This window comes from Streptomyces sp. CC224B (genome assembly GCF_030010595.1).
Lineage (GTDB): Bacteria > Actinomycetota > Actinomycetes > Streptomycetales > Streptomycetaceae > Streptomyces > Streptomyces longispororuber.
Window position 1 is genome coordinate 24,840 of the sequence record NZ_JASCXL010000003.1, and the last position, 24,392, is coordinate 49,231.

At 74.3% G+C, this 24,392-nt stretch carries 17 protein-coding genes, 3 tRNA genes and 2 pseudogenes; 8 read left to right on the forward strand and 14 right to left on the reverse strand.

The window, feature by feature from the left end:
* Positions 1-340 precede the first annotated feature (340 nt).
* The 4 genes from QK440_RS02040 to QK440_RS02055 form a co-directional block, all read right to left on the reverse strand.
* Complete coding sequence (locus tag QK440_RS02040; protein WP_282791173.1) at positions 341-718, reverse strand: antibiotic biosynthesis monooxygenase; 378 nt, start codon at positions 716-718, stop codon at positions 341-343.
* A gap of 196 nt (positions 719-914) precedes the next feature.
* On the reverse strand, positions 915-1,814 hold the full coding sequence (locus QK440_RS02045; protein WP_282791174.1) for a DUF2797 domain-containing protein: 900 nt from the start codon (positions 1,812-1,814) through the stop codon (positions 915-917).
* A 289-nt stretch (positions 1,815-2,103) separates the two neighbouring features.
* Positions 2,104-2,176: transfer RNA gene (locus QK440_RS02050), tRNA-Arg, on the reverse strand.
* A 282-nt stretch (positions 2,177-2,458) separates the two neighbouring features.
* Positions 2,459-2,549, reverse strand: a tRNA-Ser gene (locus tag QK440_RS02055).
* A gap of 405 nt (positions 2,550-2,954) precedes the next feature.
* Between QK440_RS02055 and QK440_RS02060 the strand changes: the two genes are divergently transcribed.
* Positions 2,955-3,410, forward strand: a complete 456-nt coding sequence (locus QK440_RS02060) for an SSI family serine proteinase inhibitor (RefSeq protein ID WP_282791272.1) — start codon at positions 2,955-2,957, stop codon at positions 3,408-3,410.
* Between the two features lie 455 nt (positions 3,411-3,865).
* The gene (locus tag QK440_RS02065) at positions 3,866-8,632 is read left to right on the forward strand and encodes a PAS domain-containing protein (protein WP_282791175.1); all 4,767 of its coding nucleotides are present in this window, start codon (positions 3,866-3,868) and stop codon (positions 8,630-8,632) included.
* An 85-nt stretch (positions 8,633-8,717) separates the two neighbouring features.
* Here QK440_RS02065 and QK440_RS02070 read toward each other — a convergent pair whose 3' ends face one another.
* The 7 genes from QK440_RS02070 to QK440_RS02100 form a co-directional block, all read right to left on the reverse strand.
* Positions 8,718-10,367: a long-chain fatty acid--CoA ligase gene (locus QK440_RS02070; RefSeq protein WP_282791176.1), complete on the reverse strand. Its 1,650-nt coding sequence runs from the start codon at positions 10,365-10,367 to the stop codon at positions 8,718-8,720.
* A gap of 362 nt (positions 10,368-10,729) precedes the next feature.
* Positions 10,730-11,281 (reverse strand): SigE family RNA polymerase sigma factor, encoded by a 552-nt coding sequence (locus QK440_RS02075; protein WP_190140154.1) that lies wholly within the window; start codon positions 11,279-11,281, stop codon positions 10,730-10,732.
* Between the two features lie 194 nt (positions 11,282-11,475).
* Entirely contained in the window at positions 11,476-12,381 is a 906-nt protein-coding gene (locus tag QK440_RS02080; protein WP_282791177.1) for a DUF1906 domain-containing protein, read from the reverse strand.
* A gap of 52 nt (positions 12,382-12,433) precedes the next feature.
* On the reverse strand, positions 12,434-13,600 hold the full coding sequence (locus QK440_RS02085) for a lipid-transfer protein (protein WP_282791178.1): 1,167 nt from the start codon (positions 13,598-13,600) through the stop codon (positions 12,434-12,436).
* The gene (locus QK440_RS02090; RefSeq protein ID WP_282791179.1) at positions 13,597-14,037 is read right to left on the reverse strand and encodes a MaoC/PaaZ C-terminal domain-containing protein; all 441 of its coding nucleotides are present in this window, start codon (positions 14,035-14,037) and stop codon (positions 13,597-13,599) included. The genes QK440_RS02085 and QK440_RS02090 overlap by 4 nt, the downstream gene beginning before the upstream one ends.
* 377 nt (positions 14,038-14,414) lie before the next feature.
* Entirely contained in the window at positions 14,415-15,431 is a 1,017-nt protein-coding gene (locus tag QK440_RS02095) for an OB-fold domain-containing protein (protein ID WP_282791273.1), read from the reverse strand.
* A 556-nt stretch (positions 15,432-15,987) separates the two neighbouring features.
* Positions 15,988-16,299: a hypothetical protein gene (locus QK440_RS02100; protein ID WP_282791180.1), complete on the reverse strand. Its 312-nt coding sequence runs from the start codon at positions 16,297-16,299 to the stop codon at positions 15,988-15,990.
* A gap of 604 nt (positions 16,300-16,903) precedes the next feature.
* Between QK440_RS02100 and QK440_RS02105 the strand changes: the two genes are divergently transcribed.
* A complete protein-coding gene (locus QK440_RS02105; protein ID WP_282791181.1) occupies positions 16,904-17,917 on the forward strand; it encodes a bifunctional DNA primase/polymerase in 1,014 nt (337 codons plus the stop codon).
* Here the strand turns inward: QK440_RS02105 and QK440_RS02110 are convergent.
* A pseudogene (locus QK440_RS02110) lies at positions 17,888-18,210 on the reverse strand (hypothetical protein); the annotation flags it as partial. The gene QK440_RS02105 and the pseudogene QK440_RS02110 sit on opposite strands and share 30 nt — an antisense overlap.
* Between QK440_RS02110 and QK440_RS02115 the strand changes: the two are divergent.
* Both QK440_RS02115 and QK440_RS02120 read left to right on the forward strand, forming a co-directional pair.
* A pseudogene (locus tag QK440_RS02115) lies at positions 18,211-18,446 on the forward strand (UTRA domain-containing protein); the annotation flags it as partial.
* Positions 18,447-18,483: 37 nt separating this feature from the next.
* Positions 18,484-18,831: a hypothetical protein gene (locus QK440_RS02120; RefSeq protein WP_349239259.1), complete on the forward strand. Its 348-nt coding sequence runs from the start codon at positions 18,484-18,486 to the stop codon at positions 18,829-18,831.
* Positions 18,832-18,984: 153 nt separating this feature from the next.
* On the opposite strand, the gene QK440_RS02125 is transcribed toward QK440_RS02120, so the two are convergent.
* Together QK440_RS02125 and QK440_RS02130 are read right to left on the reverse strand one after the other, a co-directional pair.
* Positions 18,985-19,069 (reverse strand) — tRNA-Ser (locus tag QK440_RS02125).
* 53 nt (positions 19,070-19,122) lie between these two features.
* Positions 19,123-20,769 carry a trypsin-like peptidase domain-containing protein gene (locus QK440_RS02130; protein ID WP_282791183.1) on the reverse strand — a complete coding sequence of 549 codons (1,647 nt, stop codon included), beginning with the start codon at positions 20,767-20,769 and terminating at the stop codon, positions 19,123-19,125.
* A gap of 501 nt (positions 20,770-21,270) precedes the next feature.
* Here QK440_RS02130 and QK440_RS02135 point away from each other — a divergent pair.
* The 3 genes from QK440_RS02135 (at position 21,271) to QK440_RS02145 (ending at position 24,041) form a co-directional block, all read left to right on the forward strand.
* Entirely contained in the window at positions 21,271-22,131 is an 861-nt protein-coding gene (locus QK440_RS02135; RefSeq protein WP_282791184.1) for a glycerophosphodiester phosphodiesterase, read from the forward strand.
* A 53-nt stretch (positions 22,132-22,184) separates the two neighbouring features.
* Positions 22,185-22,829 (forward strand): ATP-binding protein, encoded by a 645-nt coding sequence (locus QK440_RS02140; protein WP_282791185.1) that lies wholly within the window; start codon positions 22,185-22,187, stop codon positions 22,827-22,829.
* Positions 22,830-23,075: 246 nt separating this feature from the next.
* On the forward strand, positions 23,076-24,041 hold the full coding sequence (locus QK440_RS02145; RefSeq protein WP_282791186.1) for a DUF5926 family protein: 966 nt from the start codon (positions 23,076-23,078) through the stop codon (positions 24,039-24,041).
* Positions 24,042-24,392: the final 351 nt, after the last annotated feature.

Sequence of the window (24,392 nt, forward strand, 5' to 3'; positions counted from 1 at the left end):
GCCTCGCGCGGGCCTTGCCGCCGCTGCGCGGCGTGTCCGGTGGGCGAGCCGTTGCAGCTCACTTGGCTTACAGGGATGCGGCGCCTCCAGCGCCGGAGAGCTCCGGCCCGCCGGGCCTCTACGGATGCGGGCGCGTCCGGCGCCGGAGAATTTCAGCCCGTCCGGCCTCTACGGCTGCGGCGCATCCGGCGCCGGACAGCTCCGGCCCGTCCGGCCCACGCGGAAGCAGCACCCCCAACGCCGGAGAATTTCAGCCCGTCCGGCGTTTGAGGACGAGGCGCGGAGCGCCGATGAACCGGGGGTCCAGGGGGCGTAACCCGCTTCCTGCCCGTCCGCGTCCTCATATCCCACCGCCGTCTCCCCTCGACGCCCCGCGCGGCCCGCCGCGATAGCTCCGCTCCACCGTCCCCACGTGCACCGCGTACTCCTCGTACCACTCCGCCCGCCCCCGTCTGCGCGCCTCCCGGTGCTCAGGGGCGTCGCGCCAGGCCTTCACCGCCTCCAGGTCCCTGAAGTACGCCACGGTGATCCCGAGCCCGCCCGGCGTCCGTGCCGAGTCCGCTCCGAGGAAGCCGGGAACCGTCGCCACCAGCTCCTCCATACGCCGCGCGGTCTCCTCGTAACCGTCGTCCGCCGAGGTGCGCAGGGACGTGAACACCACGGAGCAGTAGGGCGGTTCGAAGGGACCGGCAGGACCTGTCGTCACGTGATCAGTCATGGCACCCACCGTCACGGACGACCCGACCGCCTGTCCAGCGCAGCCGCCACTCCTTGCCGAACGGGCAGCCACTCTTGACCTTCCGGTCAGCGAACAGGCCGAACCCCGCCCCGACGAGCCCCCAGACACACCGGCCCCACCCCCGCACCCACACCCACCCCCAGCCCCATCCCCGGCCCCCTCACCCTCATCCGACTCAGAACAACCCACCCTGCACAGCAGGCACCCCCCGCACCGGAACCGTCATCCCCGAGCCCTCACCCTCACCCCCACCCGGCAGGGCCTCCAGCCGCCACCCGCTCAACACCCGCCCGTCGAGCACCACCGCGCCCCCGCCCCGCGCCGCCAGGTGCAGGTCCGGCCCGGCGGCAGCGACCAGCGTGCCCGTCACCACGCCACCGTCCACGAGCTCACTCACCACCCCCGTCACTTCCGCCCCGCCGTCGGCGAGGCCGAACACCCCGGCGTGGTCCACGACGTCGCACGGCAGCCGCTCCAGCGACTCGGGCCACCCGCCGAGCCCGTCCGCGCGGCGGTGCAGCTCCGCCAGCTCCCGCGCCCGCTCGGCCCTCTCCGGCAGCCGCGCCCGCAGGGCCCGCTTGCGGGCGTACGGGATTTGGTCCGGCACGCCGAGCGCGACGCGCAGCAGCTCCTCGGTACGGCGCGCCGCCATGAGCGGGCCGCGCCCCAGCAAGCAGTACGCCACCGCGCCCTGCTCCAGGAGCCGCGCGCCGCCCCGCGCGACCCCGGTGATGCCCACCTTCACCAGGCCGGGGCCGAACCACGCCACGTACACGTGGTACGGCCGCGGGTCGTCGGCGAAGGTGTCCGCCGCGACCGAGTGCGCCCGGTCGACGCGCGCGCAATCCTCACACTGACCCCGCGTGGCCCGCCCCGCCACCACCGCACCCGCCGGGCACGGCGTCCACCGCCCGCCGCGCCACACCCCGAGACACCGGCGCTCCCCGCGCGCCCGGAAGGCCAGCGCGGTGCCGTACGCCAGCACGCTCTCGCGCCGCCCCCGTCCGGGCCCGTACCAGCCGAGGGCAGGCCTGCCCTCCGCGTGCCACCGCACCCCCGTGCACCACCACGTCATGCAACCGAGCATGACGCACCCCACTGACAACGCCGCCCGCGCCGGACACGTACCGGGTACGCGCAGGAGGGTGACGGCTGGGGCTACATCACCTACCGCGGCACCAAGGGCCACGTCCCCAACGCCTGCGTCATCCCCGCCGAGTAACCCACCCCGCGCCACGGCCGGTCCCGGCCCCACGGCCCGGGGCCGGCCGTGGCGCGGGCGGCTGCCGGGGCTGCTGTGCGGCACTGCCGTAAACCCGGAAACGCCAGAGGCCCCGGATCTCTCCGGGGCCTCTGGTCTGCTGTGCACTCGGCAGGATTCGAACCTGCAACCTTCTGATCCGTAGTCAGATGCTCTATCCGTTAAGCTACGAGTGCTTGTTTTGTTTTTGTCTTCGCTTCCCGGCCCTTTCGGCCCGCTCGCGGCGACAGGAAGAACATTACATGACTGCCGCCGCCATGTGAAATCCATTAGCTCCACCCCTTGTGACCTGCGAAAACGCCGTCGGAGGGGGAGTGGGCCTGCGGCGTCGGGCGGCTGGGGGACGGGCCCGGGGCGTGGCCCGGGTGAGGCGCACGTCGTGTCGTGTGGCGGGAACGCCGGAGTCGTGGAAACACCGAAGCCCCGGTCCAGTGGACCGGGGCTTTGGTGATCAAGTGCGGAGGCGGAGGGATTTGAACCCTCGATGGGCTTTAAGGCCCAAACCGCATTAGCAGTGCGGCGCCATAGACCGGACTAGGCGACGCCTCCAACCTGACACCCACGCGAGCGTGAGTGCGCGTGCAGATGATGACACAGCCAGGGGTCACGTCACCAATCGCGGCCTCCACGGTACTAGCCGGGCGCCCTGGAGGGCAAAGCGCTGGGCGGGCCGCAACGTCGCGCGGCCGGGGGCGTTAGAGGAGGCGGTAGGCGCCCGCCCTTCCGGCCGGCGCGAGCCGAACCGCGCACCCCGAGGGAGACCCCGTGAAACCCGTCATCGAGCGCCGCCCCTTCCGCACCACCACCACCGCCACGCGCCGCACCACGGCTGCGCCCCGCGCCACCGCCGGGCCCCGCGACATCGCCACGCCCCACACCACCGCCGCACCCCGCGCCACCACCACCGCCCCCCGCGTCGCCGCCACACTTCTCGCCGCCGCCTCCCTCGTCACCCTGGCCGCCCTGCCCGCCGCCGCCCACACAGCCTCCCCCGGAGCGCCTGCCGACCGGGGCACCCGGGACCACCTCCCCCTCCTGGACCACCTGCCCGCCCAGGGCGGCGTATGGGACCACGCGGCCGGCCGGGACCGGCTGACGGTCACCTTCTCCGAGGGGAGCGGCACGGCGGCCAGGACGTACAAGCTGGAGTGCCGGCCGGCGGGGGGCAGTCATCCGTCGGCACGGGCCGCCTGTGAACGGTTGGAGCAGCTCGCGAGCGAGGGGATCGACCCCTTCAAGCCGGTGCCGCGCGGTGCCATGTGCACCCAGGTGTACGGCGGCCCGCAGACCGCCCGGGTGACGGGCACCTGGAAGGGGCGGCCCGTCGACGCCTCGTTCCGGCGCACCGACGGGTGCGAGGTCGGGCGGTGGAACACCCTGGTCCCGGTGCTGCCGTCCACCCGCGCGTGACGGGGCACCGTGGCCGCGGGCCGCGACGCCGGCCGGCGCGGACGGGCCCGGCCGCGCCACCACGCGCGCGGGGTGGCCTGCCCCGCCGCCCTCCCGGGCCGGGCCGCCCGCCGTCGGCATCCACGCGCGCGGGGCGGCCCGTCGCGGCGCGCGCTGTGCCGTTTCTGTGAAGGGCTTCGGCAGAGGCCCCGGCCAGCGCCTCGGGAGGGGGACCGGCCAACTCCTGGGCGGAGTTCCGGGCTGGCGCGCCGTCGGGCCGTCCCGCGACCGGGAGCGGCCCGGCGTCCGCACAGCTTCTGCGTGCGGTCTCCCTCTCACGGCCGCACATCCGGCTCATCCGGCGTCGCGCCCGCAACCGCTCCCCGTAGACTTCCCTCCCGTGACATGCCGCGGGCCGCGGGGCAAGATGGCCTCGGCGATCGGCAAGATGCGGTAACCAGGGAGGAAGCGTCGTCGTGAGCAGCAGGCCATCCCGAGGCGCTGCTCGCCTCGCAGCCATACTCGACGCGCTCCCGGACGCGCTGGTGCTCGTCAACGCCAACGGGACCGTCATCAACGCGAACGCCATCGCGCTCGAGGCCTTCGAGGCGCCCGGCACCGCGCTCGTGGGGCGCGGACTGCTCGACCTGCTGCCGGAGTTCGACTCCCGGCTCATCCCCGGCTCCATGCGCCGTCCGGACTCGACGGACGAACGCGGACGGACCAAGCCGAAGCGGATGATCGCCCGCCGGACCGACGGCACCGAGTTCCCCGTCGAGGTCACCAGCTCGAACCTGGAGGACAGCCGGCACGCCTACGACGAGCGCTACGGCCACGGCGGATACGGCGGCGGCTACAGCGGCGACGAGATGCTGATGATCGTCGTACGCGACCTGTCCGGCGCGCTCAACACCGAGGCCGAGCTGGCACGTTCGCGGCGGCAGACCGAGATGATCCTGCGGGCCGCCGCGGAAGGCGTCGTGGGCACGGACACCGACGGCCGGGTCGTGCTCGTCAATCCGGCCGCCGCCCAGATACTCGGCTTCCGGGCGAGCGACCTCGGCGGCCAGGAGCTGCACCCCCTGGTCCTGCACTCGCGCGCCGACGGCGAGCCCTTCCCGTACGAGGAGTCCCCGCTCGCGGACACGCTGCGCTCCGGGCGCAAGCACCGCGTGCGCAGCCAGGTGCTGTGGACCAAGAGCGGCGAGAAGGTCGCGGTCGACCTGACGACGGCTCCCGTGCGCGACGGCGACCAGCTCGTCGGCGCGGTCATGACGTTCACCGACCGGCGGCCGTACGACGCGCTGGCCGAGAAGTACGAGGCCGCCGTCGCCCGGCACGCCGAGGAGCTGCGGGAGGCCGCCGAGCGCCGCGAGGAGGAACTCGCGGCCGAGCAGGAGCGTTACGCGGCGCTCGCGGAGCGCGAGAAGGACCGGCACGAGGAACTCGCCGAGCGCGAGCAGGAGCGGTACGAGGCCCTCGCCGCCCGGCACCGGCAGCTCGTCGCCGTCCTCGACCGGTCCCTGCGCGGCCCGCTGGACGAGCTGCGGCGCGAACTCGCCGCGCTCGCCGCCGACGACGCCGGCCAGCTCTGGCCGGAGGCCAACCAGGTCCTGCACCACCTGTCCGCCGGGTACGCGCGCATGACGACCCTCGTGGACGACGTCCTGGGCTTCCAGCGCCTGGAGGCGGGCGAGGAGGCGCTGTCCCGCGCGGCCGCGCCGCTGGACGCCGTCGTCGCGGCGGGTGTCGACGGCGCCGTCGAGCTGATCGGGCCCGGCCGCATCCAGTTCGCCGTGCACGCGCCACCGGTCGAGGTCCACGTGGACGCCCGCCGGCTCGCGACGGCGCTCGCGCACCTGATCGCCGACGTGGCCGGCATCGACGCCACCGGCAACACGCGCGCGGACGCCGTGGCCTCGCGCCCCGAGGCCGCGTCCGGGTACGTCGACTCGACCGTGGTCGTGGCGGCCGCCCAGCGCGGCGAGGTCGTCCGCATCGAGGTACGCGGACCGTACGACGGCGGGGACCCCGTCCACGGCCCCGTCGTCCGCGGCATCGTGCGCGCGCACGGCGGCGTGCTCCAGACGCACGAGGTGCCGGGCACGAACGGCAGCGCGTACGTCCTGGAGGTGCCGATCGGCGAGGGCTCCGGGGAGGCGGCCGAAACCGCCGATGCCTCCATGAAGAGCCCTGGCCCGGCGGCCACCGGCCTGGTGCCCGAGCAGGCGTCGGCCCCCGGGGGCGGACGGCGACGGGCCCGGCGCTCCTCGGTGGACTCCTTCCTGGACAGCGGTGTCGCCGGTGCGGCGGAAGCCGACGACACGGAGGGCACGGGCTTCCCGAGCCCCGCTCCCGAGGCCGCGACCGGCGCCCCTGGGGCTGCCGGTACGGGTGGTTCCGCCGGCGCGGGCACGGAGTCCGGCCCCGGCGGCACCGGGCGGCGCAGGCGCCGTGCCGTGGCGCACGGCCCCGTCGAGACCGACCCGGCCCCCGCCGCGGACGCGTCCGGCGGTACGTCGGGGGGCACCGGTCGGCGCCGGGGGCGGCCGAGCCCTGCCGAGGGTGCCGTGATGACGGCGGCCGAGCACGCCGCCGGGTCAGCCGCGCTCGGCGAAACCGTGCCTCCCCAAGGCGTGCCCTCCCCGACGGTGCCGCCCCAGGGTGAGCCGGTGCCTTCGGGACGGCGTGCCCGGCGGGCGGGTGAGCCGCAGGCGTTGGCCGCGCTGCCGTCGGGGACGGGAGCCGCGCCGGAGGTGAGCGGCGGGCTCGTGGCCGGGCACGGTGAGGGCGCCGACGCGCCGCGCCCCGGTGGCCGCCGGGCCCGGCGCGCGCTGGCCGCAGCCCGGGAGCGGGCCGCGGCGGAAGAGGCGTCCAACAGCCGGGTCTTCGCGCTGCCCCCGGCCGAGGCGGACCGTGAGGCGGGCAGCGAGGCGCAGGCAGGCGCGGAGCAGGTCGGCGGCGCACCGGTCGAGGACGCGCACGGCGACGGCACTGCCGGGCAGAGCGGTGCCGTACCCGGCGCGCACGTCCCCGGGGCACCGGGGACCGGTGGGCAGCCGGTGAGGGCTCAGCGGATGAGGGCCGCCCAGGGCGGCGGGGCCGCACCGGAGGCCGGATCCGCGCAGGGCGGCGGCACCCCCGCCGCCGCGCCTGGGGCCGGTGTGCCGGGCGGGGTCCCCGGTGCGATGCCTGGTGCGATGCCGGGTGGGACGGGCAGGGCGCCCGGTGGGGCACCTGGCGCTGGTGCGATGCCTGGTCGGATGCCGCAGGGCGCCACGCACGGTGCTCAGGGCGGGTCCCCGCAGCTCGGTGCGGCGCAGGGAACGGTGCCGCGAGGCAACGCCGCCCAGGGCGGCGCCCCCCAGGGCGGGGCCGCGCAGCCTGCGCCCGCGCAGACAGGGCGACCCGCGCAGACAGGGCCCGTACAAGCAGGGTCCGTACAGCCAGGCTCCGCGCAGGTCGGCGCCTCGGTGAGCGTTCCCGCCGGAGTGCAGGCCGGGCTGCGGGCCGGGGTCCGGGCAGCGGTGCCCGCACAGGGCGGCGGACCCGCCGGGGCGCCCGGTGCCCTGCCCGCCGCGGCGCCGGGCGGCATGCCCGTCACCGCGCCCGGTGGCCTCCCCGTACAGCAGGACGACACCGGTCAGCACGCCCTGGCGACGCACGACCCCGCGAACGACCACACCCCGCCGCAGCCGCACCCCGCGCAGCCCATGGGCCTGCCCGCGCAGGCGCAGCCCCAGTCGCCCACCGGGCGGCGGCGCGCCCGGCAGACCCCGCCGGCCACCGACGCCCCGGCAGGAACCGCCGCCCCGCAGGGCACGCCCGCACCGGGCACCCCGGCGGGCGGCAGCCCCGCGGCGGGCGCCCCCGTACCCGGCCCCGCCGGAGGCATGCCCGCGGGTGGCACCCCGGCAGGCGGTACACCGGCCGGGAGCACCCCAGCGGGGGGCACGCCCTCCGCGCTGCCTCCGCACGCCGGTGCGACGCCTCCGCACGCCGGTGCGACGCCGCAGCCGGGCGCTCCGACGCCCTCCCAGGGCACCGCGTTGCCACCCGAGCGCGACCCGCGCGCGCGTGCCGCGCAGCCGCTGCCCGCCGAGGCCGCGCCCGTCGACCCGAACTCCACACAGGGCCGCGCGTTCAGCGTGCGGACGCTGGGGCAGGGCGTGCCGTTCGGGCGCCAGCCGCAGCCGCCCGTACAGCCGCAGGCCCCCGCGCAGCCCGCCCAGGGCGGCTCCGGCCGTCGGCGCAAGCTGGCGACGCCGCCCGAGCCGGGGGCCGAGGAGCGCCCGGAGGGCGCGGGCCGTCCGCACCACCCGCAGGCGCCGCAGCCCGCGTCGCAGCCGCTGCCCCAGTCCCGGCTCTCGCCGGGCACCCCGGGCACGGAGGGCACCGGACGCTCGTACGCGATCGGCGCGCCGGACAAGAACGCCGCCGAGGGCCCCGAGCCGCTGGACGGCCCCGGCGGCGCCGTCGAGGTGGCGAACCAGCCGCAGCCGCGGCCCATGGACGACGAGCTGCCGCCCGAGCCGCTGGACAACCCGCGCCGGCTGCTCGTCTGGCCCGCGCCGGACGTCACCACGCAGCAGGCGCTCAGCGACCGCGGCTACCGGCCCGTCATCGTGCACTCGCGCGAGGAGGTCGACGCGCAGATCGCCGCGTTCCCCGCGGCCCTGTTCGTGGACCCGCTGACCGGCCCGATCACGCGGACCGCGCTCCAGTCGCTGCGCCAGGCCGCCGTCGCCGCCGAGGTGCCGGTGCTCGTCACGGCCGGGCTCGGCCAGGCCTCGCGCGAGGCCGCGTACGGGGCCGACCCCGCCGTCCTGCTGAAGGCCCTCGCGCCGCGCGACAGCGAGCAGCACCCGCCGCGCGTCCTGCTGATCGAGGAGCACGAGGAGATCGCCCTCGCCCTGACGGCGACGCTGGAGCGGCGCGGGATGCAGGTCGCGCGCGCCGAGAGCGACGCGGACGCCGTCACGCTCGCCGCGCAGACCCGGCCGAACCTGGTGGTGATGGACCTCCACCAGGTACGCCGCCGCCGCGCGGGGATCATCGACTGGCTGCGCGCCAACGGCCAGTTGAACCGTACGCCGCTGGTCGTCTACACCGCCGCCGTCGACGAGACCGACCTGCCGAAGCTGGCCGCGGGCGAGACCGTGCTGTTCCTCGCCGAGCGGTCCACGAGCAGCGAGGTGCAGACCCGGATCGTGGACCTGCTGGCCAAGATCGGCACCAACTAGCGGCCCGCCCGCGTACGGCCTGCGCGGCTGCGGACGGCCTGCGCGGCTCCGGGCGTACGTCACGGCCCCGGGCCGCGCCCGTGTGTCAGAGGCGCGTCACCGTCAGCTCGCCCTGGGCGTACTGCCTGCGCAGCACCTTCTTGTCGAACTTGCCGACGCTGGTCTTCGGCACGGCCGGCAGGATGGCCCAGCGCTCGGGGAGCTGCCACTTGGCGACGCGGGTGGCGAGGAAGTCGCGCAGGGTGGCGTAGTCCGCGGTGGCGTCCTCCTTGAGGACGACGGTGGCGAGGGGGCGTTCGCCCCACTTCTCGTCGGGGACGGCGACGACCGCCGCCTCGGCGACGTCCGGGTGGCACATCAGGGCGTTCTCCAGCTCCACCGAGGAGATCCACTCGCCGCCGGACTTGATGACGTCCTTGGCGCGGTCGGTGAGGGTCAGGAAGCCGTCGGCCGAGATGACGCCGACGTCACCCGTCTTCAGCCAGCCGTCGGAGCTGAACTTGTCCGCGGGGCGGTCGGGGTCGCCGTCCGGGCCGCCGTAGTAGGCACCCGCGATCCAGGGGCCGCGGACCTCCAGCTCACCGGCGGACTCGCCGTCCCAGGGGAGGTGGCTGCCGTCGGGGCCGACGAGGCGGGCCTCGACCCCGGCGGGGAAGCGTCCCTGGGTGAGGCGGTAGGCGAACTCCTCGTCGGTGCCGACGACCCGCGCGGGCGGGTGGGCGACGGTGCCGAGCGGCGACGTCTCGGTCATGCCCCAGGCGTGGCAGACCCGCACGCCGAGCCGGTCGAAGGCCTCCATGAGCGAGGGCGGACACGCGGAGCCGCCGATGGTGACCTGCCGCATGCAGCTCACGTCGCGGGGCTTGGCGGTGAGTTCGGCGAGGAGGCCCTGCCAGATGGTCGGTACGGCCGCCGCGTGCGAGGGCCGCTCCGTCTCGATCATCTCGGCGAGCGGCGCGGGCTGCAGGAACCGGTCGGGCATCAGCATGCCGATGCCCGCCATGAAGGTGGCGTGCGGCAGGCCCCAGGCGTTCACGTGGAACTGCGGCACGACCACCAGGGTGGTGTCGGCGTCGGTCAGGCCCATGGACTCGGCCATGTTGACCTGCATGGAGTGCAGGTAGATGGAGCGGTGGGAGTAGACGACGCCCTTGGGCTCGCCGGTGGTGCCGGAGGTGTAGCACATGGCGGCGGCGCGGCGTTCGTCCAGCTCCGGCCAGTCGTAACGCGTCGGCTTGTCCGCGATCAGCTCCTCGTAGTCGTGCACGCGGACGTGGGAGCCGTCCAGGAGGGAGCGGTCGCCCGCGCCGGAGACGACGACGTGCTCGACGCTCGGCATGCGGTCCAGGAGAGGCGCGAGCAGGCCCAGCAGGGAGCCGTTGACGATGATGACGCGGTCTTTGGCGTGGCCGACGATCCACACGAGCTGTTCGACGGGCAGCCGCAGGTTGAGGGTGTGCAGGACGGCACCCATGCAGGGGGCGGCGAAGTAGGCCTCGACGTGCTCGGCGTTGTTCCACATGAAGGTCGCCACCCGCTCGTCGCCGGTGACGCCCAGGTCGTCGCGGAGCGCGTGGGCGAGCTGCGCGGTGCGGGCGCCGATCTCCCGGAAGCTGCGCCGCTGCGGGGCGCCGTCGCCGGTCCAGGTCGTGACCTGTGAGGCCCCGTGCACGGTCATCCCGTGGTTCAGGATGCGGGTGACGGTCAGCGGTACGTCCTGCATGGTGCTCAGCACGGCGTCCTCCCGATGGGCGCGCGGCAGGGGCGGCCGGGCGTTCCCCGGCGCTCTACCTGGCAGTAGCCCAGATTCTTGCCGCATACCGAGCGGTATGTCACTACCGCGGGAGCACATCGCGGCAAATTGCACGGCGCGGAGGACTGCCGGAGAGGTGGCCGCCGGAGAGGTGGCCGCCTGGGTGGCGGGCGCACCGAGGGCTGCGGATGCGGCGGCCCCGCCCCGCACGGGGCGCGGGAGCCGGGAAGGGCGCGGTCCGGGCGCGGGCCCAGCGGACCGGCATGGGCTCAGCGGACCGGCATGGGCTCAGCGGAAGGCATGGGCTCAGCGGACCGGCGCGGGCCCAGCGGACCGGCGTGAGCTCAGCGGACCGGCGTGAGCTCCGGGTCCTCGCGGAGCTTGCCGAGCGCGCGCGACACCGCGCTCTTGACCGTGCCGATGGACACCCCGAGCACCTCGGCCGTCTGCGCCTCGCTCAGGTCCTCGTAGTACCGCAGGACGACCATGGCCCGCTGCCGCGCCGGCAGTTTCATGATCGCGCGCCACATCGCGTCGTGCAGCGCCTGCTGCTCGGCCGGGTCGCCGGCCGGCACGGTCTCCGGCTCGGGCAGCTCGTCGCAGGCGAACTCGTCGACCTTGCGCTTGCGCCACTGCGACGTGCGCGTGTTCAGCAGCGCCCGGCGCACGTACCCGTCGAGCGCCCGGTGGTCCTCGATCCGGTCCCAGGCCACATACGTCTTGGTCAGGGCCGTCTGCAGCAGGTCCTCGGCGTCGCTCGGGTTCGCCGTCAACGAGCGGGCGGTGCGCAGCAGCACGGGCTGGCGGGCCCGGACGTAGGAGGCGAACGACGGGTAGGCGGAAGGGCCCGCGCCCCGCGTCGCGGCCGTCGAGGCGCTGGTGCACACGGACACCATGGATGCGGTCATGGCTCCACGCTAGAAGCGACCCCTACACCTGCGGATCGGCCGCAGGTCCCGAAGGCGCCTCCGCCTCAGGTTGTACGAGGGGAGGTAGCCCCACCTCCTGTAGGTGGAGGAGGCGGAGCATACCCCTGGGGGTTCGACCCTGAGTCGGGTGAAACCGCTTGCCGCGACGCGTTCCCGGTCGCTCAGCCGAGTTGCGCCACCGGCGCGTGGACGAGGTTGCGGTCGATGCGCATCGTCAGACCGCCGTGCCGCTCCTTGACGTTGCCCGCGTACTGGTGGATGCGGCGCGCGGGGTGCCACGCGTTCCGCGGCAGCACCGGCTCGCCGTAGAGGTCGGGCCGCTGGTTCCACCGCGCGAACCACATGACCGACGGCAGGTCCGCCACCCCGGCCCGGCGCGCGGACTCCATGTGCCGTACGCCGGAGTCGGCACTGCTGTAGAACCCGGGTACGTAGCCTTCGCTGCGCACCTCGCGGTTCCACGCCCGTACGAAGGTGAGCGTGGCCCGGGCGCACTTCTTGTTCCGGTACGCGTACGCCTCCATGTCGAGGTAGAGCGGACTGTCCTGGCCGAAGCCGAGGGCCTCGGCCCGGCGCACCGCGTCCTGCCCCTCGCGGGCCCCCTGCCCGCCGGGGTCGCCGCCCATCCGGACGTGCTGCTTGTTGCGCGCCCGTACGCAGGGGGACTGCGAGCCGACGTACAGCGGCAGCACCTTCCAGCCCATCTCGTCCACCTCCTCCACCCAGGCGGGGGTGAGCCGCGGCTGCTTCGGGCAGGCCCGGCCGCGCCCGCCGAAGTACACGCCCACCGCGCGGTAGGGGGAGGCGAGCCAGCGCCGCATGGCGCCCGCCGACGGCGTCATACAGGTGTCGAAGCCCCGGCCGCGGAAGACGGTGGGAGCCGCGCCCTCCGGGTCGAAGTCCAGGTCGGGGTCGTCCGGATCCAGCTCCGGATCGGGTTCGGGGTCGGCGGGCGCGGCGGCTCCGGGCACGCGGGCGGGGCCCTGGGGCGGGGCCGACGTGTCCAGGGCCAGCGTCGCCAGGGACAGGGACAGGACAAGACCAGTGATCAGCTTCCGGTGGCGCATACGGCGAGTCAACGGGCCGGGCCGCGCGCGCGGTCCGGGACACGCGCCCCGTTCAGCCGTCCGCCGTCAGAATCAACCCCGAAGTGGGGACACCGGTGCCCGCCGTCACCAGCGCGTGCCCGGCGCCGGGTATCTGGTTCACGGCGGTGCCGCGCACCTGCCGTACGGCCTCGGCGATGCCGTTCATCCCGTGCAGGTACGCCTCGCCGAGCTGCCCGCCGTGGGTGTTCAGCGGGAGCCGCTCCCCGGCGACGAAGGCCGCGGCCTCACCCGGCGCGCAGAAACCGAACTCCTCCAGCTGCATGAGCACGAACGGCGTGAAGTGATCGTAGAGGATGCCCACGTCGATGTCCCCGGGCGTGAGCCCGGAGGTCCGCCACAACTGCCGGGCCACGACGTTCATTTCGGGCAGCCCGGTGAGGTCGTCGCGGTAGTAACCGGTCATCTGCTCCTGCGCGCGTCCCGCCCCCTGCGCGGCGGCAGTGATCACGGCGGGCCGGTGCGGGAGGTCGCGCGCCCGCTCCGCGCTGGTCACGACGAGGGCCTGGCCGCCGTCCGTCTCCTGGCAGCAGTCCAGGAGCCGCAGCGGCTCCACGATCCACCGGGAGGCCGCGTGGTCCGCCGGCGTGATCGGCCGTCCGTGGAAGTACGCCGCCGGGTTGGTCGCCGCGTACTTCCGGCCGGTGACGGCGACATGGCCGAACGCCTCCGGGGTCAGGCCGTGGACGTGCAGATAGCGCTGGGCCGCCATCGCCACCCAGGACGCGGGGGTGAGCAGCCCGAACGGCAGCACCCAGCCGAGCGCGACCCCCTCCGCCGACGGCTCGCGGTGGGTCACGCCCGCGCCGAAGCGGCGGCCCGAGCGCTCGTTGAACGCCCGGTAGCAGACCACGACGTCGGCCACCCCGCCCGCCACGGCCAGCGCCGCCTGCTGCACGGTGGCGCAGGCCGCGCCGCCGCCGTAGTGCACGCGGGAGAAGAACGACAGCTCGCCGATGCCCGCCGCCTGCGCGACCGTGATCTCGGGGCTCGTGTCCATCGTGAAGGTGACCAGGCCGTCGACGTCGGCGGGCGTGAGCCCGGCGTCCGCGAGCGCCGCCCGCACCGCCTCCACGGCCAGCGTCAGCTCGCTGCGCCCGGAGTCCTTGGAGAACTCCGTGGCCCCGATCCCGACGATCGCCGCCGCGCCGCCGACGCGGTCCCCGGCCCGCACGCTCATACGGCGTCCTCCGGGCTCGCCGGGGCCACCGGGCCCGCCGCCGGTGCCGCCTCCGGCAGGGTCAGGGTCACGGTGCCGGTGACGTGCTTGCCGATGCCGTTGGCGCCGATGACCCTGACCGTGACGGTGACGCCCGGGGCGCCCGGGTGCGCGGGGCCCCCGGGGCCCCCGGGGTCGACCCGCTCGACGGTGCCCGACAACACCATCGTGTCACCGGGGTAGTTGGGGGCGCCCAGCCTGATCGCCACCTTCCGGAGGGTGGCGGTGGGCCCGAAGTGGTCGGTGAGGTAGCGGCCCACCAGGCCGTTGGTGGTCAGGATGTTCATGAAGATGTCCGGGGAGCCCATCTCCCGCGCCAGCTCCGTGTCGTGGTGCACGTCCTGGTAGTCCCGCGAGGCGATGGCGCCCGCGACGATCAACGTGCGGGTGATCGGCACCTCCAGCGGGGGGAGCGTGGCTCCGGGGCGGAGGGGGTGGCGGTTGTCGGGTGTATGGGGGTCGGGCGTGCGGGGTTCCGTCGTACGGAGGCCTGGCGTACGGGGGTCGGGCGTGCGGGAGCCTGATGTGCGGCTGCCTGGTGGGGGGCCGTCGGGGGGGGGGCTGTCGGGCGTGGGAGTGCCCGGCGTGAGAGCACCGGGCGTGGGGCCGTCCGATGTGGAGCCGACGGACGTGGGGCCTTCGGGCGCGGGGCCTTCGGGCGCGGCACTGTCCGGCGTACGGCTTCCTGAGGTGCGGTCACCTGACGTGCGGCCCCCTGACGTAGGGCCCCCTGACGTGGGGCTGCCCGGCGCGCGGTGCCTCGGCGTGTGTCCCATCAGCTCGCGGCCCCCGTCACCTGCTCCAGGGGCCGGAACACCGGTAGCACCATGTCGTCCTCCACCCGCTGGAACTCAAGCCGCACCGGCATCCCGATCCGCACGGCCCGGCAGGGCACCCCCACCACGTTGCTGACGATGCGCACGCCCTCCGCGAGCTCCACCAGCACCACCGCGTAGGGCGGGTCGAAGGCGGGGAACCGGGGGTGGTGCATCACCACGTACGAATGGACCGTGCCCTCGCCGGATGCCTCCACCGTGTCCCACCCGGGCGCTCCGCAGGCGTTGCACCCCGGCAGCCAGGGGAAACGCAGCGTGCCGCAGGCGAGGCAGCGCTGGATGAGCAGCCGGTGCCGGGCCACGCCCTCCCAGAAACCGGCGTTGTCCCTGTTCACCACCGGGCGGGGTCGGCCGCCCGGCCTGCCCGACCGCTCCCGCGTGGGCTCCCGGCCCGGCCCTTCGCCTCGGGCCTTCCGGGCGGCCGTGCCCGCCGGGCCTCGCCGCGCCGGACGGTACTTGAGGATGCGGAAGCGGTGTGTCCCCGCCACCCGGCCCCCCGCGCGGACGGCCATCCGGGTCGTCACGAAGTACCCCGTGCCGAGCTTGGTCGTCTTGCGCTCCGACACCGACTCGATCACCACGTCGAAGGTGATCTCGTCGCCCGGTCGCAGCGGGCGCAGATACTCCTGCTCGCAGTCGGTGGCGACGACCGAGGTGCACCCGGCGTCGTCGAGGAGCGCGAGCAGGTCGTCGTACGCCTCCGAGCGGTCGGCGTGGCCCGACAGGCCGCCCATCGTCCAGACCTGGAGCATCGTCGGCGGGGCGATCGCGTCCGGTCCCTCGTACGCCGGGCTGGTGTCACCCAGCGCCTCGCACCAGTGCCGGATCATCGGCGCGTTGACCAGGTCCTTGCCCCGTCCCGCCACCACGGCGGCCCGGCCCTCGTACGCCTTCAGCCGCCCGTACAACGGGTCTGCCTCCGCCGCGCCGGTGACGCGCCCCGGCTCCCCGGGCACGGTCACCCGGCCTGACTCCGGGGACACGGCCGGGCCGCGCGGCCCCACTGGTTTCTCCGGCGCTTCTGGTTCCTCTGGCGCTGCCGACCCCTCCGGCGCTGCTGGTCCCTCCGGCACCTCTGGCCTTTCCGGCTTCTCCGGCGCCTCTGGCCCCGCTGATCCCTCAGGTGCTGTCGCTCCCTCTAGCGCCTCTGACGCCTCCGGCACCTCTCGCCCCGCGGATGCCTCTGACCCTGCTGATCCCTCAGGCGCCGTTACTCCCTCTGGCGCCTCTAGCGCCTCTGACACCTCTGGCGCCCCTGGCGCCTCCGCTCCCGCTTCCGCGCCACCCCTCGTGCTGTCCCTCACCGTGGCCCCCTCCGCCGCCCCGCCCGATCACAGCCGCGAACCCACCCGGGCCGTTACGCGCACCGGTTTCTGACTGTCCGTCAGCTACCCGGCAGGTGTCAAGAAGGTCCACACACAGCTGCGCGGCGGTACCCGAGGTACCGCCGCGCAGCCGTCACATCACCCCATGGAGCAGGCCCCGAGGATCACTCCCCGACGAGGCCCCGGCTCACCACAGTTCGCTGAAGTTGACGGCGACGTTCGCGTTGGTCTGCTCGATCGCCGTGAACGCCGAGCCGTTCACCTGAGCGGTGTTGCTCTGATTGGACGCGCCGTCGCCGACCGCCTGCTGCTGCGTCGTCGACGAGTTCCCGTAGTTGTCGCCCCCGACACCGCTGCCGACGACGCCCGCCACCCCCGCGTTCGATCCGTTGTCCGCGAACGAGCCGGCGTCAGCCGTCGCGACACCCGAGAAGAGGGTGACGGCCAGCGGCACGGCGGCGACGGCGGCGAGGGCGCGGGCGGTACGGATGCTTGCCATGTCTATTCCTCCAGAATGGGAGGCACTCACCGGCGGAGCCGGACGGCACCTCAAGTACGGCTGGTTCCCAGGCAGTTGGCCGACCACCTCGGAGATCTGCACGACGTCGCGAGACCAGAGTTGCCCACCGAATCCCCGCCGAACCACCCCGGACGCCACGATTCCCTCGCAAGCGTGATGACAAGTCGATAAACACGCTTTGCACCACTGAAGCCCCAGCTCGACCCCTTGACCCCGGGCAAACCCAGGCGCCACACGGGCTGAAGCGTTCCGCTGGAAACCCCGGCAAAGGGGGCGCCCCCTCCACGCGCCCTCTTTCCGGGCCGCACGCCTTCCCATCTTCGAACGCCAGTACGAAACTGATTCCATGGCCTCCACCGACCGCCATGCCGAAGACGGACCGCCCGAGGAACCGGCCACCGCGGACCCCACCACACCCGAGTCGGGCGCACACACGACAAGCGCACATGTGTCTGACACACCTGCGTCCGGCGCACCCGAGTCGAACGCACACAAGACCAGCACACCCAAGTCGGACGCATACGAGAGAGGCACACCCGCGACCGGCACACCCGAGTCCAGCACACCCGCGACCGGCACACCTATGTCCAGTGCAACCGAGTCCAACGCCACCGTGTCCAGCGCAACCACGTCCAGTACACCCGCACCAGGCGCCCACACCCCGGCCGCACACCCGACCCGGAGCCCCCGCCCCCGCGCCCGCCCCCGGCCACAGGCGCGCCCGACCGGCAACCGCCGTACGGCGACCCTCGCGCTGGCCCACGCCCTGACCGCCGCCGAGCGCGGGCTCGCCGTCTTCCCGCTGTCCCGCACCAAGCTCCCGGCGCTGCGCTCCCCGCACCACGACGACCCGAGCCCGTCGCCGTGCCACGGCGAGTGCGGGCGCCTGGGCCACGGGGTGTACGACGCGTCCACCGACCCGGCGCGCGTCCGCGAGCTGTTCGCCGCCGTGCCCTGGGCCCCGGGCTACGGCATAACCTGCGGCCTGCCGCCGTACCACCTGATCGGCATCGACCTGGACACCAAGTCGGGCACCGACGCCCCGGCCGCGCTGCGTGCGCTGGCGCTGCGGCACCTGTTCACCATCCCGGAGACCGTCGTCGTCGCCACGCCCTCCGGCGGTCGCCACCTCTGGCTGTCCGGGCCGCCGGAGGTCGTCGTGCCCAACTCGGCGGGCCGCCTGGCCCCGGGCATCGACATCCGCGGCGCGGGCGGCTACCTCGTCGGCCCCGGCTCCCGCACCGACCGCGGCGTCTACAGCACCGTCGCCGGCACCGGCGGGCTGCCCCCGGCCCCGTGCCCGCCCGCCCTGCTCCGGCTGATCGCGCCCCCACCCCGCCCGCGCCCGTCGGCACCCCCGCGCGCGGGTGACCCACAGGATCCGCAACAGGGCCAGGGGCTCGTCCAGTTCGTCCTCGCCGCCCACGAGGGGCAGCGCAACACCCGCCTCTTCTGGGCCGCTTGCCGCGCCTACGAGAACGGCATCGGCGAGGCCCTCGAAGGCCCCCTCACGGACGCGGCCCTCCGCATCGGCCTCACCCTCCGGGAGGCACGCTCCACCCTCGCCTCAGCGGCCCGCCTGACCGGCCACACCTGACCCCCACGCGTACGACCCCACGACAAAGGGGCGCCCGGAAACCTCCGGACACCTGCCCGCCTCAGGAGAGTCATCTCCCTCTTGTCCTGCGAGCCACGTGTCGCCGCTTCGGCCACCTGGTCATCGCGACCGGCGACCGGCCTGGCGTAGTGCCGGGTTGTGACGCTCGCGTTCGAGTGGCCGAGCCGGTGGGCAGCGGTCATCGCCCCGTACCGGTCAGCGACCCAAGTGCCGTGCGAGGCGCGCAGATCATGCGGAGTGACGTCGTTGAGACCAGCCGTCGAGACGGCGGGGGCGTCGTGAATCGGATGGCCGTCATCGGGACTCCGTCAGCCATGCCGTGGAGCAGCCCGAGCCAAGGCAGGCGACCGCCGAGGAGGCGTCGCTACTCGGGATTCAGAAGGCCGCCCTCGTCACGCCTATCCGGTGGACGTACTACAGCGACGAAGGCCGGCCCGTGGAGACGGCGGACATTGTCGTGCCTGCGGCACACCGCGAGATCGTCTACGAGATCCCGATCGATCACTGATCGTTCACCCCACACGGGACTCGCCGGAGCAGGCATCATGACGTGCGTGGGGATCGACGTGGAACTGCACTCGGCTCGGCCGGTGCGCGACTGGAAGAAGGCGCGCCGGACATTCCTGCGAGGGTGTTACGGCCACGGCGACGCGTTGGCCGACGCACTGGGATCGCTTCACTGTCTCGGCGTCCGCGGTCGGCTTCCCGCCGTCGATCCCTACGGGGATACGGTGATGAACGAGCAGGAAGCGGCAGCAGCCCTCAGCGAGTTGCCGGGCCTGAGCGAGCAGTGCGCGGACGAGCGACAACGCGCGGCACTGGATGACCTCGCTGCGGTACTGGAACAGTGCGTGGCCACCCCGGGCAGCTACGTATGGTTCGCGGGCGACTGATGCGCAGGTGCCGGGCGTTCATCGCGGTGCCCCCGGCGCGCCCCTTCCGTGCCCGATCCAGCGGGAAACTGCGGGGAAGCACGGTGACGAGCGGGCAGCGTGCAGCACAACGGCCCCCGACCATATGACCTGGTCGGGGGCCGTTCACATGTGCGGTGGGTGTGGGATTTGAACCCACGGTGGCTCGCACCACGACGGTTTTCAAGACCGTTCCCTTAGGCCGCTCGGGCAACCCACCCCGCGCCGCCGCCGCGTGTTCGGGCGGGCTGGCGCGGGGTCAAGAGTAGCGGGTCAGCTGTCGCCCTTGCGTGCGCCCAAGGTCACATCGACCGTGCGCTCCTTGCCGTCGCGCTCGTAGGTGATCTTGACCGTGTCGCCCGGCTTGTGGGTCCAGATCTGCCCGATCAGGGTCGGGCCGCTGTCGATGACCGTGTCGTCCAGCTTCGTGATCACGTCACCGGACTTCAGGCCCGCCTTGTCCGCCGGGCCGTCCGGCTCGACGGCGGGGCCCGAGCCGCTGGCGCCGCGGTCGGAGATCACGGCGCCCTTCGACGCCTCGGCCAGGGAGACCGAGGCACCGATCACCGGGTACGTGGCCTGGCCGGTCCTGATGAGCTGCTGCGCCACGTTCTTCGCCTGGTTCACCGGGATCGCGAAGCCCAGGCCGATGGAGCCGGACTGGCCGCCGCCGAGGCCGCCGCTGTCGGCGGGCTTGATCGCGGAGTTGATGCCGATGACGGCGCCGCGGGCGTCCAGGAGGGGTCCGCCGGAGTTGCCCGGGTTGATGGACGCGTCGGTCTGCAGGGCGCTCATGTACGAGCTCTTGTTGCTGGCGCCGTCGCTGGACGTCACCGGGCGGTTCTTGGCGCTGACGATGCCCGTGGTGACGGTGTTGGACAGACCGAAGGGCGCGCCGATCGCGATCGTGGAGTCGCCGACGGCGACCTTGTCGGAGTCCGCCAGCGGCAGCGGGCGCAGGTCCGCCGGCCTGTTCTTGAGCTTGATGACCGCGACGTCGTACCCCTCGGCGCGGCCCACCACCTCGGCGTCGTACTTCTTGCCGTTCGAGAACGTCGCCGACAGCTTGCCACCCTCGGCGGCCGACGCCACCACGTGGTTGTTGGTGAGGATGTGGCCCTGCTGGTCGTACACGAAGCCGGTGCCCGTGCCGCCCTCGCCGCTGCCACTCTGCGCTTCCAGGGTGACGACGCTCGGCAGCGCCTTGCTCGCGATGTCCGCGACCGAGCCCGGCTCGCGCTTGAGGTCGGCCGGGGCCTCGGAGGCGGAGACCGTGGTGGAGTCCGTCCCGCTGTCCTCGTTGCGGTCCGCCGCCCAGAAGCCGATGCCGCCGCCGACCCCGCCCGCGACCAGGGCCGCCGCGAGCACCGCCGCGACCAGGCCACCACGGCGGCGGCCGCTCGGCTTCGGCGCGGACGGCTGCTCGGCCGTCCAGGAGGTGCCCCACCCGGAGCCGCCGTCCTGCGCGTACGACGGCACGGCGGGCGGCGGGGGCGGCGGCCAGGCGCCCCCGGACGCGGCCACCGACGCGGGCGCCGGTGCGTGCGCGCCCGATGCGGGGGAGCCAGGCACGGGGGAGCTCGGCGCGTGCGCGCCCGTGGTGTGTGCGTACGGGTCCGGCACGTGCGGCGCCGCAGCCGGGGGCTCGGCCGGGGCGGACCCGGGCACCGCGTCCCGCGGCGCCTGCTCGGGTGCCGGGCCGGAGGCGCCCTCGGACCCGCCCGCGGACGCCTCGGGCCCGGAGGGGGTCGCCGCGGCGGAACCGGAACCGGAAGCGGAACCGGAACCGGACGTCGTAGGGGGAGCCGCGGTCCCCGAGGGCGTCGACGCGGTGGGGGCGGGAGCAGCGGGAGTGTCCACCGGCACAGGAGGTGCGGACGGGGCCGGGGGGACCGCAGTGCCCTCGTTCTCGGTGCTCACAGCTTTCTTCTCCTCGGTCCACGCTGTCGTACTCGGTCACGGCCAAAGATCGGCCCGGGGCGCACAGCTCGGGTACCCGGTCAACCGCTGTCAACCGTTCAGTCGTCCCCAGTCAGCTTTTCCCATGGGCTGTCAGCCCACCATAAGCCGACGCTGTGCGTTCACGACGGGCGAAACCGCCGCATTCGGAAGGCCTCGGCAGGCCTCGGAAGACTTCGGAACCCTTCGGGAGCGCCCGGAGGGTCCCTGTGGGCCTCCGCGGCACTGTGGGCGCCTCCGGAGGCTCACCCACAGGTTCACAGCCGAGTCATAGAGAGAGCTGAAGACAAGGTGAGAGGAAGCTGAGAAATCCCGGCACCGCCGCACACGGCCCGGGCCCCGCCCCCGCGTACACGACCCTTGCCCACCCCCACCGCACGCGACCGCCCCACCCCCACCGCACACGACCGGCCCGCCCCCGCCGACAGGCCCCGACCACCGGGACGGTGGCACGATGACGCGGTGACCCACGCACGACAGCACCTCATCCAGGTCGTGGCCCACCGAGGAGCCTCCGAGGACGCCCCGGAGCACACGCTGGCCGCTTACAAGAAGGCGGTCGACGACGGCGCCGACGCCCTCGAATGCGACGTCCGGCTCACCGCGGACGGGCACCTCGTCTGCGTCCACGACCGCCGCGTCAACCGCACCTCGAACGGCCGCGGCGCCGTCTCCGCCCTGGAACTCGCCGATCTGGCCGCGCTCGACTTCGGCTCCTGGAAGAACCGCGAACGGGCCCGTGCCGAGGGCCCGCACGCCGACGGCCTCGACGCCGAGGCGCCCGACTGGGAGGAAGGGCCGGCCCGCGAGGACACCTCCGTCCTCACCCTGGAGCGCCTGCTGGAGCTCGTGGCCGAAAACCACGCCTCCGGGCGCCCCGTCCAGCTCGCCATCGAGACCAAGCACCCCACCCGCTGGGCAGGTCAGGTCGAGGAGCGCCTGCTGCACCTCCTGAAGCGCTTCGGCCTGGACTCGCCCCCCGCGGAGGGTCCTTCGCCGGTACGGGTGATGAGCTTCTCGGCGCGCTCCCTGCACCGCGTACGGGCCGCGTCGCCGACACTGCCGACCGTCTACCTGATGCAGTTCGTCTCGCCGCGCCACCGCGACGGACGGCTGCCCCAGGGCGTACGCGTCGCGGGACCGAGCATCCGGATCCTCCGCAACCACCCTGGGTACGTCGACAAACTCAAGCGCGCGGGCCACCAGGTCCACGTGTGGACGGTGAACGAGCCCCGGGACGTCGAGCTGTGCGTCCGGCTCGGCGTCGACGCGATCATCACCAATCGCCCCAGGCACGTCCTGTCCCAACTGGGCCGCGCGTAGCGCCCGTTACAGGGAGTGCACCGGCGCGTTCGCTCCGTGTTCGATCGTGTCGAGTGCGTCACCATCCCCGCCGTGGCCGGTTTCCGGTCCAGTCCATTGGGGCATCCACTCCGTGGCGTGGGGCAAAGGAGGTCTCGGGGGTGGCGTTTGTGGTGGCACGGGAAGTGCCCACGTCGTCGAGCATGGCCGTACCCCATGGTCCTGCGGGCGTGGGGGAAGCCAGACACCGGATGCGCGATCAGCTTCGCGTCAGCGGGGTGTCGGAGTCGGTCATCGACGACGCCGTACTGATCCTGTCGGAACTGCTCAGCAACGCCTGCCGGCACGGCAGGCCCCTGGGCAGGGGGCTGAGCGACAGCCCGCAGGACGGTGACGGCAGTGGCGACGGAGACGTGCGTGCCGCCTGGCGCGTCGACAAGGCGGGACGTCTGACGGTCGAGGTGACGGACGGCGGCGGCCCGACCCGCCCGGTCCCGGCCACCCCGTCGGTCACCGCCCACGGCGGCCGCGGGCTGAACATCATCACCGCGCTCGCCGAGTCCTGGGGCGTACGGGACGACGCCCGCGGCGAGGTCACCGTGTGGGCCCTCGTGCACTCCGGCCACCGCCACGAGGACTTCGCTACGCGCGTCGCCGCGCCCTCGGCGTCCGCGATAGCCGAGCTGGGCCTCACGGACCCGTTCGACGACGGAGACTGACGGGCCTTGCGGGGCCTTGCGGGGCCTGACGGGTTCGACGAGGTCCGGCGGAACCTGAGGGGCCCGCGCCAGGGACGAGGGCTGAGGACCCGCCGGGCATCCGGCGGCGCCCACGTCGTACGGGCGCCCGTCCCGCCCCCGTCGTACGGGCGCCGCGGCCCGCGCCCGCCGCGCCGAGTCGCCCCACCGGTGAGCGGCTAGGCTCGCGCCCGTACGCAAGCGAGCCGTAACCGGGAGACACCCACGATGGCGAAGAAGCGCCCGCAGACCAAGGGCAAGCAGCCGCAGCTCAAGGACCACGAGGTCCCGGTGGTCGGCGCCAGGGAACCCTGCCCCTGCGGTTCGGGCCGCCGCTACAAGGCCTGCCACGGCCGGGCCGCCGCGCACGCGGTCACCGAGCTGGTGCAGCGCCCCTTCGAGGGGCTGTCCGGCGAGTGCGACTGGGTGGCGCTGCGCGAACTGGTGCCCGCCGCGACCGTCGAACTGACCCTGAAGGACGGCCTTCCCGAGGGCGTGCCGTCCGTGACCCTCGCGACCGTGCTGCCGATGGCCTGGCCCGCGCTGCGCCGCGAGGACGGCTCCGTCCTGCTCGGCCTGCAGAACGACACCTCGTCCGGCGACATCAGCCGCGACCTGGCCGACACGCTGCGCCGCGCCCTCACCACGGAGCCGGGCCGGCCGGTGACGGCGCGCCGGGCGCCCGCCGACGGGCCGCGCCTGCAGGACGTGCTCGACGACAAGGCCCCCTTCGAGCCGGTCGTGCACTCCGGCTTCGAGTTCTGGGTCCCGGACGCGGAGAACGCCTCGGCCGAGGTGACGGCCTCCCTGGAGCGCGCGAACGCCGCCGCCATCCCGACGGTCAAGCTGTCCGGGGTCGACTCGGCGTACTGGTGCGAGACGCCGGAGAAGAACCACCTGCGCTGGGTCATGCCGCACGCCGAGGAGCAGCTCCTCGACGCCTTGGCGCGGCTGAGCGCCGCCGGTGCGTCGAGCCTCGGCGAGGGCACGCGCCTGGTGGGTTCCTTCCGCGCGCACGGGCTGACCGTGCCGGTGTGGGACCTGCCGAGCGGTGTGGGCGCACAGGACGTGGAGAAGCCCGCGGCGGAGTTCGCCGAGCGGCTCGCCTCGGCGCTCGCGGTGACGGAGCCGCTGACACCGGAGGAGCGGCGCGCCCGTGGCGGCCTCACCAACCGCCAGGTGACCCTGAGCTGACCGCCAGGTGACCCAGAGCTGAGGGTTGCCGCGAGCTGAGGGGTGCCGCGCGGGGCGGCCTTCCCGCCCGCGCGCGCTGTTTCCGCCACGCGTCCTCCGCATGCGCCGCCCGCGCCACCCCCTGTTCGTCCCGCGTTCCGGGCCGTCGAAGGTCATCCGGCCGCGCCCCCGCGCCGGATTCCGAACGGCGGGCGGCGCGGCGTATGCACAACGGACAGCGTGCGGCACCACGGGGAAGGCACGCCCTGGAGCGGTGCCCGGGTCGCCGCCCGGCCCGGGCCGGGGCGCCGCGTGCGTGACCAGGCCGGGACCGGCCCAGGACCAGGCGGGCGCCGGGTGGCCGCCCGGCTC

Coding starts and splice junctions, on each gene's coding strand:
- QK440_RS02040 (WP_282791173.1), bottom strand. CDS start 718: ATGACTGATCACGTGACGACAGGTCCTGCCGGTCCCTTCGAACCGCCC.
- QK440_RS02120 (WP_349239259.1), top strand. CDS start 18,484: ATGACGTGCGTGGGGATCGACGTGGAACTGCACTCGGCTCGGCCGGTG.
- QK440_RS02100 (WP_282791180.1), bottom strand. CDS start 16,299: ATGGCAAGCATCCGTACCGCCCGCGCCCTCGCCGCCGTCGCCGCCGTG.
- QK440_RS02080 (WP_282791177.1), bottom strand. CDS start 12,381: ATGCGCCACCGGAAGCTGATCACTGGTCTTGTCCTGTCCCTGTCCCTG.
- QK440_RS02145 (WP_282791186.1), top strand. CDS start 23,076: ATGGCGAAGAAGCGCCCGCAGACCAAGGGCAAGCAGCCGCAGCTCAAG.
- QK440_RS02045 (WP_282791174.1), bottom strand. CDS start 1,814: ATGACGTGGTGGTGCACGGGGGTGCGGTGGCACGCGGAGGGCAGGCCT.
- QK440_RS02085 (WP_282791178.1), bottom strand. CDS start 13,600: ATGAGCGTGCGGGCCGGGGACCGCGTCGGCGGCGCGGCGGCGATCGTC.
- QK440_RS02105 (WP_282791181.1), top strand. CDS start 16,904: ATGTCCAGTGCAACCGAGTCCAACGCCACCGTGTCCAGCGCAACCACG.
- QK440_RS02075 (WP_190140154.1), bottom strand. CDS start 11,281: ATGGTGTCCGTGTGCACCAGCGCCTCGACGGCCGCGACGCGGGGCGCG.